Origin of the sequence: Frankia sp. ACN1ag (assembly GCF_001414035.1) — a bacterium.
GTDB lineage: Bacteria > Actinomycetota > Actinomycetes > Frankiales > Frankiaceae > Frankia > Frankia torreyi.
In genome coordinates, this window is the sequence record NZ_LJPA01000002.1 from 219,267 (window position 1) to 232,952 (window position 13,686).

Annotated in this window: 9 protein-coding genes, 2 pseudogenes and 1 riboswitch; all 11 genes and pseudogenes read right to left on the bottom strand. The window is 72.4% G+C overall.

Annotation, left to right across the window (positions count from 1 at the left end; translation table 11 throughout):
- Positions 1-11: 11 nt before the first annotated feature.
- On the bottom strand, positions 12-1,785 hold a 1,774-nt coding region (locus UK82_RS02380), incomplete at its 5' end, for an ABC transporter ATP-binding protein (protein WP_236705399.1).
- 1 nt (position 1,786) lies between these two features.
- Positions 1,787-2,081, bottom strand: a pseudogene (locus UK82_RS35110) (ABC transporter ATP-binding protein); the annotation flags it as partial.
- On the bottom strand, positions 2,075-2,509 hold the full coding sequence (locus UK82_RS02385; protein WP_044884505.1) for a lasso peptide biosynthesis B2 protein: 435 nt from the start codon (positions 2,507-2,509) through the stop codon (positions 2,075-2,077). The gene UK82_RS02385 and the pseudogene UK82_RS35110, both read right to left, overlap by 7 nt.
- A complete protein-coding gene (locus tag UK82_RS02390; RefSeq protein WP_236705400.1) occupies positions 2,506-2,832 on the bottom strand; it encodes a lasso peptide biosynthesis PqqD family chaperone in 327 nt (108 codons plus the stop codon). Before UK82_RS02390 ends, UK82_RS02385 begins: the two co-directional genes overlap by 4 nt.
- Positions 2,833-2,922: 90 nt before the next feature.
- Positions 2,923-4,788, bottom strand: coding sequence for an asparagine synthase-related protein (locus tag UK82_RS02395; protein WP_044884540.1), 1,866 nt, complete (start codon positions 4,786-4,788; stop codon positions 2,923-2,925).
- Between the two features lie 316 nt (positions 4,789-5,104).
- A partial coding sequence (locus UK82_RS02400; RefSeq protein ID WP_236705401.1) for an AfsR/SARP family transcriptional regulator occupies positions 5,105-5,920 on the bottom strand: 816 nt, incomplete at its 5' end.
- A gap of 440 nt (positions 5,921-6,360) precedes the next feature.
- Positions 6,361-7,122 (bottom strand): peptidoglycan-binding protein, encoded by a 762-nt coding sequence (locus tag UK82_RS02405; RefSeq protein ID WP_044884504.1) that lies wholly within the window; start codon positions 7,120-7,122, stop codon positions 6,361-6,363.
- A 467-nt stretch (positions 7,123-7,589) separates the two neighbouring features.
- A riboswitch (cyclic di-AMP (ydaO/yuaA leader) is annotated at positions 7,590-7,779 on the bottom strand.
- A gap of 1,851 nt (positions 7,780-9,630) precedes the next feature.
- Positions 9,631-9,987, bottom strand: a complete 357-nt coding sequence (locus UK82_RS02415) for a four-helix bundle copper-binding protein (protein ID WP_044884502.1) — start codon at positions 9,985-9,987, stop codon at positions 9,631-9,633.
- Positions 9,988-10,238: 251 nt separating this feature from the next.
- Positions 10,239-10,914: amidohydrolase family protein (locus tag UK82_RS35115; RefSeq protein WP_236705402.1), on the bottom strand; the 676-nt coding region annotated here is incomplete at its 5' end.
- Between the two features lies 1 nt (position 10,915).
- Positions 10,916-11,732: pseudogene (locus UK82_RS41935) on the bottom strand (amidohydrolase family protein); the annotation flags it as partial.
- Positions 11,733-12,155: 423 nt separating this feature from the next.
- Entirely contained in the window at positions 12,156-13,367 is a 1,212-nt protein-coding gene (locus UK82_RS02425) for an LLM class flavin-dependent oxidoreductase (protein ID WP_055406215.1), read from the bottom strand.
- Between the last annotated feature and the right edge of the window lie 319 nt (positions 13,368-13,686).

Consider the following 13,686-nt stretch of genomic DNA (forward strand, 5'->3'; position numbering starts at 1 on the left):
GCCCGGCCCGTTCACCCCACGACGGCACGACGCCCTGCCCGACGGCGCCCCAGCGGACTGAGTGACCCCGGGTGGCTGTCACCGCCTTCCGTCGGCGGCGGTCCGAACGGACCTGCCGGCGGCCGCCGCTGCTCGTCGCGCGCGGTCCGGTCTCCCGCCGCTCCCGCAGGCCGCGCCGGCGGGGCTGTGGCGAGCCCCCGATAGAACGCACTGGTCGCCATCAGCTCGTCGTGGGTGCCCTCCGCGATCACCCGGCCCTCGTCCAGCACGATGATGCGGTCGGCCGCCCGGACCGTCGAGATGCGGTGCGCGATGACGAGCAGGGCGCGCTCGGCGGCGATCCGGCGCATCGCCTGGGTCAGCACACGCTCGTTGACGGCATCGAGCTGCGAGGTCGGCTCGTCCAACAGCAGTACGGCGGGGTTCGGCAGCAGCGCACGGGCGATCGCCACCCGCTGCCGCTCGCCGCCGGAGAGCAGCACGCCGTGATCGCCTACCGCGGTGTGCAGCCCATCAGGCAGCCGGTTGACGAGGTCCCTCAATCCAGCCGTCGCCACCACCTGCGCAATCTCGTCCTCGGCCGCGTCCGGCATCGCGTAAACGATGTTGTCCCGCAGGGTGCCGTGCAGCACCGGCGTGTTCTGTTCAACCAGGTTCACCCAGGTCCGGGCACTGCTGCGGGAGATGGAACGGACATTTCGGCCCGCGAAAAGGATCTGCCCCTCGTCCGGATCGTAGAACCGCTCCACGAGTTCGAGAACGGTCGACTTGCCAGCTCCCGAGGCTCCGACCAGCGCGACGTGGCCCCGCCGGGGCACCTGGAACGACACTCCACGCAGCACCGGCGTCGTGGTGTAGGCAAAATGCACCTCTCGCAGCTCGATCGCCGCCGCCCGGTCGCCCTCACCCACCGTCCCCCGCGCTGCGGCCACCGCGGGCCGTTCCCCTCCAGCCCCTCCAGCCGTTCCAGACCCTCCAGCCGCTCCGGCCGCCTGCTCCGGCGAGGGGCAGCACGTGACCTGAGCCTGCCCCGACGCCCCCTGCGCGAGCAGGGCCACGGCGGGCGGTGTCAACCCGGCGGGCCAGGCGGTCGCGATCGTGCGCAGCGGACCGCGCAACACGGTGTCGTCGTCCTCCCGCGGCAGTGCGAACACGGCGTTGACCCGCGCGAGCGCCCCGAGCCCGCGCTGGATCGTGGCGGCGGATTCGATGAGCTGAGACAACGGCATGACCAGGTAGGTCGCGTAGAGGAGGAAGGCGACGAGGCTGCCGAGCGAGACCGAGCCCCGAGCCACCAGCACCCCACCGGCCAGCAGGACGGCCAGGACGCTGCCCTGCACGGCCAGTTGCATGGCGGGCGCAATGATCGAGTCCAGCTTTGCCATGCGGATACCTGCCTGGTAAGCGGCGGAGGCGTGATCGCCTATTCGCTCGGCCTCGCGGGCCTCGGCCCGGTTCGCCCGCACGGTACGGATCGCGACCAAGGCCCGTTCCAGGTCCGCGGTCATGCCTCCCACGCTCGCCTGCCCACGCTCGGACACCGCTCGGATGCGAGACAGCGCACCGAGGACCACCACCCCGGCCACCGCGACCACTGCGAGGACGAGCAGGAACAGCCACGGATTGAGCCACACCATCAGGGCGACGGCGCCGGCCACCCCGATCAGGCTGGTGACGAGCGAGGTGAAGCTGTAGGCCACCGCCTCCCGAACCACAGTGGTGTCCGTGTTCGCCCGCGAGATGAGGTCCCCGATCCGACGGGTGTCGAAGATCTGCACCCGCAGCNCCAGCAGATGGCCGATCAGCCGTCGGCGCAGGCCGAGCAGGATCCCCTGACCGGCTCGTTCCAGCAGGTAGTGCCCGACGGTGTCAATGATCGCCTGGCAGACGAACAGACCCAGAAGCGACCCGACCAGCCACAACGGGATACCACCGGCCTGCGCGGCGTCGATCACCCTCATCACGAGCAGTGGTTGGAGCACTCCGACGCCGGTACCGATCACGGTCAGCACCGTGGCGATCACCACGGGCCGTCCGTGCCCACGCAACAACGCCCAGAGCTCGGCCAGCCCCCTCACCACGGTTCGGTCCCCGGCCCGACGGCGAGCAGCGCACGCAGGTATCCGGGCGGCACCGACTCACCGACGATCACACCGTCCGCTTCGACCCACGCATGCGCGGCGAACGGCGCGACGGTTCGCACCCCGACGCACCAGGTCGGCACGCTGCCTGTCATCCGGCACAGCAGGGTGGTGGCGATCGAACGGGGAACGCAGCCTCGTTCCTCCCGACAGGTGAGGCTCACGGCCATCACCGCCTGGCGTGCGGCGAGCGCGCTGGCGTAGTCCGCCGGCCGAGCGCCCTCGCCAAGCCGGCCCAGCACCCGACGGATGCGTGCCGGCGACTGAGTAGCGAGCAGCCGTGCCGCCCCGACCGCGGCCATCGCCCCCAGTCGACGCCCGGGGCGCAGTGCGATCTCCGATCGTTCGACCACCATCGGCGCCGTCACCGCCGTGCCTCCGGCCTGCCCGCATCGTTGCCGGGGCATCCCGCCTCGACCTCGGGCGACCAGCGAGCCTCGGACTCCGGCTCGATCAGGCCGACGTCGGCGAGCTGGGCCAGCAGACCCTCGACATCGCGGCGCGCGACCTGCGGATCGACCTCTACGGTCGTGCACAGCTCCCGCACGGCGGCGGCGACGTCTCCCCCGTCCAACAGGACGCGGAGAATTAGATCACCCGAGGGGTTGAGCGTCCAGTACCGCCCGTCTTCGGTGTGCAGAAGCACGGCACCGTACTCGGTCGGCGCCCGCACCACGTCGGATCGCAACATCACCATGTCCACTCCCGCTGGTCCGTCGATCTTCGGCAGATCTCCCAGGCCATCCGTGCCGGCGCCGGGGCGCCCGCGACCCGCCTGCGCTCAGCCGCAGCGGCCGGCGAGGGTACGTAGCCACGCGTCGGCCGCGAAGGTCGGTCGGAGGGCCTGGAGCCGGCGGTCCGTCGCGGCCCCTTGCCGGCACGCCTCCCGGAGCGCCTCCGGCTCGATGAGTCCGAGGTCGGCCAGCGGCGAGTCCTCGCACAGCCCGACCAGAACGCCACGATTCGCAGGCAACCCCCGGCCCTGCTCGGCGTCGGCGCCGCCAGAGATCTTTTGAAGCAGGCAGTTCGCCGGTACCACCTGCCGCATCGCCTCCTTGAGCAGCGGCTCGTTTTCCCAGGGAGAGGCGCGCTCCTCCGCCCGGACGGCGAGCGCGGCGCGGACGACCCGGTCGTCGAGAAACGGCGCGCTCAGCGGCGGGCCGACCGGGCTGGCCATCTGATCGAACAGCCGGAAGGCGGACGCGGCGGCCCGGATCGCGAACAGGTCGGCGTGTCCGTCCCGCGTCGGCGCCAGGGGGGCGTCTCGGCGAGCCACGTCGGCGACGGCCTCGGCGATGAGCCTCAGGGCGGCGCGGGTCAGCCAGCCCGGGACGATCGGCGGCAGCGTCCAGTCCAGGGCCGCCGCCGCATGGGGGGACTCGGGCCGCGCGGGGCCTCCCCCGAGCGGAGCCTGGTCGAGGGCCCGGGCCAGGTCGAACAGGCAGTCGCGGTAGTCCCGACGGCGCATCATCCGCAGGCTCGCGGCCCACGGCCAGCCCTCCCGGGCACGGAAGCCGCGCAGGTGCTGCAACGTGGTCCAGGGCCGTCGGCGAGCCAGTCGAGACAGGTAGTTCGGCGCCCCCTGCGCGACCTGCTCACCGCCGAAGCCGGTCAGGTGCAGGCGAGGACCGTAGAGAGCGACGCGGTCGAGGCCCGCCCGCATCCTCGCCCGATCCACGAGGCCGACGAAGGGACGGTCGAGCGCCTCATCGGCGGAGGCGATGCCGTCGAAGACAAGCGGGAGCTCGCTTGCGGGCAGAATCTCCCGAGCGACACCAGGCAGCGAGACCGCCGCGTCGGCTGACCAGCGTGCATCGTTGCCATCGGGGTCCTGGGCGATCCGGGTGACCGCGACGATGTCGGCGGGGCCGCGGGCCGCCAGGCAGCACACGGCGGTCGAAGCCAGCCCGCCGGACAGGTCGGCGCTGACGGTGCGTCCCGCTGCCACCCGCACGGACACCGCCTCGGCGAGGGCCGCTCGCAGGATCGGCGCGCCCTCGGCCCGCGAACGCACCGACGCCGGCTGCCGCCACCAGCGCATCCGCTCGACCCGTCCATCACGATCCAGGAACAGGTAGTGGTCGGGTGGCACGGTCTCGACCGACTCCCACGGGACGAGGTCGTCAAGCGGATATGGCGGGAATGGATCAAGCAGCGACAGGGCCAGCGCCGTGCGGTCCAGCTCACTGCCGGCCAGCTCGGCCAGGACGTCGGCGCGGTCCGCGGCGACGTGCTGCCCCCCGGACAACGCGGTGAAGATCCGCCGCGTGCCGGTCGGGCTGCCCTGGAGCCTGCACTGCCCGTTGATCTCGGCGATGACGTGGTAGTCCCCGGCCACGGCGCGCGCGACGTCGAGGGAATGCACATCCCGGGCGGCCATCAGCAGGCGTAGGAGCTGGCTGGAATTCGCCTCGACTCGGCCGACCAGTGCTATCCGGGCACGATGGGTCGCCGCGCTGACCATCGCGTCGTCCGGCCAGTCGCCGACGAGCCACGGCCGCCCCGAGGGGTATCGCAGCACCCGACGGACCGCGGCAGGCAGCACCACCGGATCCCGGTCCGACAGGGCGACAAACCAGCAGCTCGGCCGGGGTGACGCGAGCCGGGCGTCGTGGCCCGGCCGCCGAGCCGTGATGGGCGTGGTCACCACAGCCCCAGGGGCTCAGTGGAGAAGCCCGCCAGCATCGAATCCGCCACCGGCGCGATCGCGCTCCCGGCCCGGGGCCGCTGCCGCAGATCAACCGGCCGCCGCCAGGCGCTGGGACAGGTCGCCGTCATGGGTGCCCTCCCTGTTCGCGTTCCTCCGCGTGGCGGGCAGAAGGCAAAGTCCGCCGCGCGACGGTCGGCATCCAAAAGGTGTCCCGCCTCCCGGCGGATGGGCCGGCCCCGCTCCTGCGAGCGCTACCGCAGATCAGCGGACCGGACGGAGCGGTCCCACGCCCAAGGGGATTCCCGCGGGACGTTCAGTGGCGGTTCAGCGGTGCCGGCATGCCCGTCGGCTCCGAGGAGGACCGCGGCCAGCCGCGCTCCGGGTCCAGAACCTCCTGATGGACCCGGCGCAGCTCCGCACCGGGTTCGATCCCGAGCTCGGTGACCATCCGCCGGTACAGGCCGCGGTACTCACGCAGCGCCTCGGCCCGGCGACCGCTGCGCTCCAGGGCGACGAGGAGCTGCGCCCAGAGACGCTCGCGGGTCGGGTACTCCACGGCGAGCGCGCGCAACGCCGGAAGCACCTGGTCGTGCTCACCGAGTGCGAGGCGCGCGTCTATCAGCGCCTCGCGGGCCGACCACCGGGCCTCCTCCAAGCGGAGGCTCTCGGCGCCACCGACCTCGGCCGGCAACTCGTCGAACGCGCTTCCGCGCCACCATCCGAGCGCCTGCTCCAGCAGCTCGGCGGCCTGGGCAGGCGCGTCGGCGCGGGCCGCGACCCGGCCGCGTTCGACTGCCTGCTCGAAGCGGACGACGTCGATCTCGTCGGGGGCGACGATCAGGCGATACTCCCCTGGGCGACTCTCGATGCGTCCGGGGCCGGCCGGTCGGCGAAGGACCGCGGCCCGCGGGCCCACCGCCCTGATCGACGCCGGCACGGCCGGATCCCCGACCGGCGTGGGCAGCGTGTGCCGCAGTTCGGACAGGTAGGTCTTGATGTTGCCGAGGGCAGACCTGGGCGCATCGTCCTGCCAGAGCGCCAGACACATCTCTTCCACCGAGGTCCACCGTCCGGCGTGCAGAAGCAGCGTGAGCAGCAGCGCCCGCTTCTTGCGCTGGTCGATGCGGACNCGCTCCCCCGGCCCACGCCAGACCTCAAGCGGGCCCAGCACGGCAAACACGACACCGGACCCGGGCCCGGGCGCCGCCGCCGCGGAGCCGGACCACCGGGAGCCGTGACCTGGTTCGCCGGGAGTCCGGACGCCGGGACGGGCGATCGGGCCCGCAACGGTTCCGAGCTCGTCGACCATGATGATCCTCGTCGGTCGGAGATCCTCGCTGATCGGGCCCCGTTCCACACCTCGCCCGGGGACCGGCGGCCCCGTCTGGGCCGGTGCAGGGAATACCCCGTTCGACCGGCGGATAGTCCTCTCCTCCGGCGAGATGCGTCCTCGCGGCGGGATGCGTCCTCGCCGCGGGATGCGACGACGCCCGGCTGCCACACACGACAGCGCCGCCGGGTGAGGCTCGGGAGCGTCACCCGGCGGCGCCGCGGCCGCCCTGCGATTCCTCAGATGCCGAGGCTGGCGCGGGTCTGGGGCCCGACGACGCCATCCACCAGCAGACCGTGCTTGAGCTGGTAGTCCTTGACCATGTGGTTCGTCTGGTAGCCAAACTGGCCGTCGACCTGGATCGGGTAACCGAGGTTGGCCAGCTTCCGCTGAACCTGCTGGACGTCCTGCCGGTAGCCGATGCCGGTGGCGAGCGACGGATACCCGGTCGGGAACGCCGACGCGGGCGCGGGCGCCGCGGGCGCGGGCGCCGCGGGCGCGGCGTAGGAGACGGTGCGGACGCTCACGCCGCCGGAGACGGCGGCCGCCGCGGCCTGGCCACGCCCCAGGAACCGGTTGTGCATGCCGCGGGCGTACGTGGTCCAGGCCGCGGGGCCCTGGCTGTCGCAGACTCGCTTCGCCGCCCAGGCGTTGGTGGCGGGGTCGTAGAGGTTGCGGCTGCCCACCCAGCCGGCGTGCGCACGCATGTTGATCTGCCAGAGTCCGCGGGAGTCCTCACCGACCGTGGCGTGGGCGAAGGTGTTGCCGCCGGACTCGGCGAGAGCGACCGCCACCCAGGTGGACAGCGGGACGCCGCGGCAGCCGGCGAGGCCCGCATTCGCCGCCGCGCTGGCGATCGTCACGTCCGAGACGGAGCCGGTGGCGGCGCTCGCCGGGCTCGCGGTGGCGAGCATGCTGGCTCCGGCACCGATCACGCCGGCGGCGGCGATGACGGCGCCACGGTGCCGGGTGGAACGCTTCCGATGCTTTCCCTTAGCCATTCTTTGACATCTCATTTCGGTGTCGTCGAACACAGGTGTGGAATCGGTGATGGCTTCCGCTCAACGGAGGGGAGCGGTTCTCACTCACCAGATAAGGGCAGCACGGACTATCTGGTTTCGAAGCTGCACCCGGCCAAACGGCGCAAAGAAACGGCGGGGGCGAGCTCCGAGATTGGTGAGAGTTCCAGCCCGATCAGCGCGACGGCCGCATCACGCCTGGCCGCCCGATGCGGGCGGTCCGGGGATCGCGGCCGACCGCCGACGGCGACCCGTGCGGTCCGTCAGGCGGGCCGGTAATGCCATGCGCGCGCATGTTCGGCCCGCGAGCACCGGCCGATGGCACGTTCCCGCGGCTGCGTCAGGGCGAGAACGGCGCCCATCGTGGCGAGGGCGCGTCATAGAAAGCGCAGGTCGCCAGGGCGGTCATCGAGACCGCAGCCGAGCGTTCCCGATACACAGGCAACGTCGAATCCTTCCCGTACGCCTGCGAGGTTAGCTGTCGGGTTCGGGCCGGGGAGCCCGGTCGTCTCCGTGGAGGCGACTTAACCCCGAGGGCGGCCGTGACGGGGCCACCCGGAGGAACCTGGTTCCCCCGCTTCTGCCCAAGCTGTCTTGGAGGGACCCCGGACCGTGGGCAGAACTCGGCGTCGGCCCGGAGCAACTAGTGCCCGGCAACCGTAGCGAACTACGTACCGTAGTGACAAGTACTAGTTATGCACGAATTTCGGCGCGCGTCCGTCACCGTGCGTGCATAGTGCTGCGAGACCGCAACACTCGGACATCAACCGAACCTTCGGACGATGAAAAGGATCATCGGATGTCGGAGGTACGCCCCGGTCTGCCCCGGGCAAGATGGGACGCGATCGGAGGAGGAGGCCGGGACCGAGGGCCGGAAGGACCCCACGCGGCACCACCCGCCGCGTGGGACGCACCGCGGTGGCAGCACCGGAACCCACGCCGACGCCGGACCGGCAGCGCCGGATTCAAGACTCACGGCGGCGGGGCGACAAACGAACGACCTCGGCGGTGAACGGGCGGCGAGACGACCCGACGAACCGGACGGCAAGGGGCCACGAGAGGGCGAGGGGCCACGAGAGGGCGAGGGGCCACCGGGCGACGCGGGAACCGGCGCGCCGCCCGGCGAGTCAGGACGCGTGCGGTGCGGTCAGGCTGGCGAGGCGGACCGCGGCGCGGGGGCCGGCCGCCGCGTCCGCAGGTTCTCCAGGAAGAGCAGGATGTGCGCGCCGGCGGCGCGGCGGCCCGGGCCGGACAGCACGCCCCGGCCACCGGGCAGGGACGCGAGCCTGGCCCCGCGGGCGGTCCGCGTCGCCATACGAACAAGCGGAAACGGAGTCACCCGGTCATCCTCGCCATGCAGCAGCAGGATGGGCAGGTCCGGAAGCGACCGTGGGATCGGCTGGTCCGGCGGCTCTCCGGCGACCGCGCGGTGCAGCAGCGGCAGGTCCACCAGGATGAGCGCGTCCGGGCGAACGGCGGGCGACGCGGCCCCGACCAGCGCACGTAGGGCGCCGCTGTCCGAGCCGAGTAGAACGAACGGAAGTCCCGGTTCGCGCGCCTCTCCCAGGGCGAGGACGCTGTCCCTCCCATGGTCGAGAAACGTCACCTGGTAGCCGTCGAGTGCCAGCCGAAAGGCAAGGTGCTCGAAAATTTCGGCGGATTCCCCACGGCCGGGAAGGAGGACCACGTTCGCCCCCGCACGCCGGGTCNGATCGCTGCTCGGCCAGTAGCGGGAACCAGGACCGCCGACGTAGCCACGCGGACGCGGATGGGAGGGAGGCGACGAGAGGGGAATGGACACAACATGCTCCGATCAGAGCCGTCCGGACGCGGATGGCGGCGCGCTCCAGCACGGCGAAAATAGCGCGTGCGAGGCTGCGGAAGCCCGACCGGCGCAGCCAGGCCGCGCGGCTGTGGAGGCAGCGGCGATGGCGCGACGGCGAAGCACTGGTGAGGCGCCGGGAAACGCTGACGGCGCGCCGGCAAGGATGGATTAGCGAGGCACCCGGACCGGACAGACCGCGGAAGCGACACGCAGGAAGTCGATGTGGCCACGGATGACCAGAGCGGTCGGCCGTCGCGCCGGATGAGGCATGGTCGGATTCTGGCGGCGCTCCGATCGGATGTCAACATACTTAATGCTGACTACCGGAATGTTTCCGTCGGCCGCCTCCGGGGCCCAGCGCTTCCGCCTGGGCCCCGGAGGACGACGGGGTGATGCTCGAAAACGGCTCCCGCCGGCGGCGAGACCGGCCTGGAGCACATGGGCGCAGGTGCCCCGGGGACCACGACCGACACCGCCGGGTCGCCGGAGTCCGCCACGTCGCGTGCTCGAGACGGACTCCGACCTCCGAGATGGACATCCGAGACGCAGGGGCGGCGCGTCCACCACAGCCATGCGAGAACACGGAAGTCACACAGGCTCAGCGGGAACGGTGAGGGCGACGCGGCGCGAGGACGCCACAGGCCGGCGACGGACCCGCGGGCAGGTCAGGCAGCGGCACCCGCCATCGCGTTGCAGCTGTCCAGGCAGGACCGGCAGGCCCGGGCAAGGCGGGCGAGCTGGGCGTCGCGCGGCATCTTTTCACACATCTCGGCGCAGGCACGACAGACCCGTGCACACATGGCACACATCTCGGCGTGGAACGGCGACATCCGACACATCAAGTCGGCGCAGGTCCTGGTGACCGCCGCGCAGTCCATCATGAGCCGCATGTCCGCAGCGTCCATCATCGTGCCGGGCATGTCCATGCAGTAGGAGATTGTCTCCTCACACAGCGCAGAGCATGACATACACTCCTCGATAGCTTTCCGCATGTTCTCGTTGATCATTTCGGCGTGCTGCATCGGACACCTCCGAGGTGCGGGCGACGGCTCATCCGCCATACCGGGAAGCCCGTGGCAGACGGCTGTTTCTGCCTGGCCGGGCTCCTCCGACGATAGCTTTCGAAAGCGGATCCGCATCTCGGCGGACAGCCTCCGCCGAATACTTCGGAAATAGTCGGAAACTTGACAGGGAACTACGTCCGAAGAAGGCCGGTTGGCTTTCCGGTGCAGGTGACTGGCACACACGGTCCCGGCGCGCCGTCGCACCCCGGTCAGCCGGTGGCGGGCCCCGACGGGAGCACCCGCGGGCCGGCGGCGGCGCGGTCTGCGCCGTCCGGCACCGGGCGCACGGGCGGCGCAGCCGAGGCCGTCATCGAGGCGGGCAGCCGCGGATGTGCCAGTACCGGGCGGCCACCGAGGAACACGCCGCTGACCGCGTCCGGGCGTTCGAAGATCCTCAGCTCCGCCGGATCCTCGTCGAGCAGGATCGCGTCGAACGTGTAGCCGACGGCGATCCGCCCCAGCCGATCCCCCACCCCGCACAGCCTCGCCCCGGTGGCGGTCGCCGCGAGCAACGCCTCGGGGGCGGTGAGCCCCGCCCGTCGCAACTGGCTGATCTCGGCAAGGTTGGCACCGTGGCGGGTGCGATGGCGGGCATCGCTGCCCAGCGCGATGGGAACCCCCGCCGCGCGGGCCACGGCGATCGTCTCGGTGAGCGAGGCCGCGGTCGCCTCGGCCCGATCCACCGCCCAGCCCGGCAGCAGGCCGGTGGTCGCCAGCGCGGCCAGGTCACGGTAGGGCGTCAGGGTCGGCACCAGCGTGACCCCGCGGGCGGCCATCGCCGCAGCCGCCCGCTCGCTCAGCCCGAGGCCGTGCTCGACGGAACGTGCGCCGGCGGCGACCGCCGCCTCGACCGCCCGCTCGCCCAGGGCGTGCATCATCACCGGANGGCCGTAGCGGGCCGCCTCAGCGACCGCGGCGGTCAGTTCCGAGCGGCCGAACTGGAAGTCCGGACTGCCCGGGCGCGCGGACATCACCCCACCGCTGGCGTAGATCATCACCCAGTCGGCGCCGGCGCGCAGGACGCCACGCACCGCAGCGGGCAGGCCACCGGCCCCGACGACCGAGTGCGGCGGCCGGCCCGGATACTCGGGTCCGAGGACGTCGTCGGCGGACTCCAGCCCGGGGCCGAGGATGCCGCCGTCCCCGTGGCGCCCGGAACGGCTCAGCGCGACGATGCAGACCGCGAGCCGCGGACCCGGCACACTGCCCGCCACCAGCGCGTCGCGGACACCGGCGTCGGCGCCGCCGGCGTCGCGCAGATAGGTGACGCCAGCCTGCAACGACGCCCGCAGCGCGTCGGCCGTCTGCAGGTATCGCGCGGAGAGCGGGGCCGTCACCAGCTCGAACTGGTCGTAGGTCGACTGGGTCACATGCGCGTGGCAGTCGACGACGCCGGGCATCAGCCACAGCCCGCGGGCGTCGACGTCGACGGCGTCCGGGTCGACAGCGAGCCGCGGTCCGAGGGCCCGCACGACGCCGTCGCGCACCGCCACGTCAAGCGGCTCGCCGAAACGGCCGGTCGCGTCGAGGACGTGCGCCTCGCGCAGCGTGAAGCTGGTCGCCGCGAGCCCCCGCGGTGAGGCGAGCCGCACGGATCCCGCGGCCCGACCGGCCGCCGGGCGTCCCGTGGGCTCGGGCTGGCCCGCGAGATCGGGCCGGCCCGGCGGATCCGGGTGTTCGGATGATGCAAGGGGATCGGTCATGACCAACGCCGTTCCTGCCGGTGTCGACGACCTCCCGCCGCCGGTTCACGGATCGGGTCCGGGCTCTGGTCCGGCGACGGTGCGGCCCGAGGGGCGGGCGGCGCCGGCGAACCCGGGGCGCGGGAAGGTCAGGGAGGCTGGGGACGTCAGCGGGTACAGGCGGCCGCGTTGACCCGGCAGGTGTCGATGTGCCGACGGTGCGTGAGCTCGTGCATCCCGCCGCCCGGCCGAGGACGCGGCGCCACCACGCTCCCAGACCAGTCGCCGGACACGATGCCTCCTCCGTCACCCGCGTGGGCCGGACATCCACCGGCTGCGATCACCGCCAGCGGTGCCACGCGACGAGGTCCACGTTAACCAGCAGTCAGGAACGACGCAAAGCGATGCCGACCCCGGACCCCCGGCCGGCGGCTCCCCGGACGATCACTGCCACACGCCGGCGAGGAGCTCATACGAGCGCACCCGGTCCGCATGATCGTGCGCGATCGTCGTAATAATCAACTCGTCAGCCCCGGTCACCTTCCGCAACGTCTCCAGCTTGCGCGCGACAGTGGCGGGGCCGCCGACGAACTGGGTCTCGACCCGGTCCGCGACGAGGGTGCGTTCCTCCGCGGTCCACGGGTAGGCCGCCGCCTGCGCCGGGCTCGGGAAGGGACGGGCCCCCTGCCCGGACCGGATGCTCAGCACCCACAGTCCGTAGGGCGAGGCGAGCTCGGCGGCCGTGTCCTCGTCCGGGCCGACCACCACGTCCGCCGAGACCATCACGTAGGGCCGGTCGAACGACTCCGACGGGACGAAGGCGTCCCGGTAGGCCTGCACCGCCTCGAGCACCGAGGACGGCGAGACGTGGTAGTTCGCGACGAACGGCAGTCCCAGCTCGCCGGCCGTCCGGGCGCTCGCGCCCGGGCTGGAACCGAGGACCCAGATCTGCAGGTCGGCACCCTCAGCAGCCGGCACCGTCAGGTGCTCGCCCTCGGCGGTCCGGTAGTCGCCCCGCAGGAACGCCTGGATGTCGCGGACCTGCTGGCCGTACTCGTCCCCCGCGCCCGGCCGGTAGCCGACGAGTGCGAACTGGCGGCGCAGCCGGTCGGCGTTCAGCCGCATCCGGGGCGGCGCCGGCACCAACAGCCCGTCGACGACGGTCGCCGCGCGGCCAGGCGCGGCCCCACCAGACACGGCCCCACCAGACACGGGCCCACCAGACACGGCGGCCGGCTGGTCCGACCCGGATGGTGGGCCGTCGCCGTCCGCCGGGGCGAACAGCCGGTCGACGGCGGGACGCCCCAGCCCGAGGTCGATCCGGCCCGGATGGATCTGGGCGAGGGTCCCGAACTCCTCGGCGACGGTCACCGCCGTGTGATGACCCATCTGAACCGCTCCCGAGCCGACCCGGATCCGGGTCGTGGCATCGGCCACGAGCGCGATGACGACCGCCGGTGCCGAGGAGACGACACCGGGCACCAGATGATGCTCGGCGAGCCAGTATCGGTGGAAGCCGAGCTCCTCGGTGCGACGGGCGAGGTCGAGGGTGTTACGCAACGCGTCACCCGCGGACGCGCCCTCCGACCGGGGCGACAGATCGAGTACGGACAAGGGCACACGATCGGTCTGGGACACACGATCGGCCTGGGACATGAGCACGCCACCTCCGCACGGCGACCCGGTCCCGACGGGGACGACCGACCCACGAGGCGGGACGCCACATGACAGTAAGTAGGAGTGCGACGGACGCCGGCCCGCTCAGAGCCGGGCGCCCGATCGCGGCTGGATGGCGGCGCGGCGCCATGAACCAGCGACGGGTCAGTTACAGAGACGGCTGGCGACCCGCATGAGATCGACCGCCCGCCGGCGCACGAGCGGGACCCGGCGGCGCATCGTCACCGCCGGCCGGCCGGGACCCGGGACGTCGGGTCGTCCGGGCTCGGCATGATCCCACTCTGGCATGGCGGCCTCG

Coding starts and splice junctions, on each gene's coding strand:
- UK82_RS02425 (WP_055406215.1), bottom strand. CDS start 13,367: ATGTCCCAGGCCGATCGTGTGTCCCAGACCGATCGTGTGCCCTTGTCC.
- UK82_RS02390 (WP_236705400.1), bottom strand. CDS start 2,832: ATGTTGCGATCCGACGTGGTGCGGGCGCCGACCGAGTACGGTGCCGTG.
- UK82_RS02415 (WP_044884502.1), bottom strand. CDS start 9,987: ATGCAGCACGCCGAAATGATCAACGAGAACATGCGGAAAGCTATCGAG.
- UK82_RS02405 (WP_044884504.1), bottom strand. CDS start 7,122: ATGGCTAAGGGAAAGCATCGGAAGCGTTCCACCCGGCACCGTGGCGCC.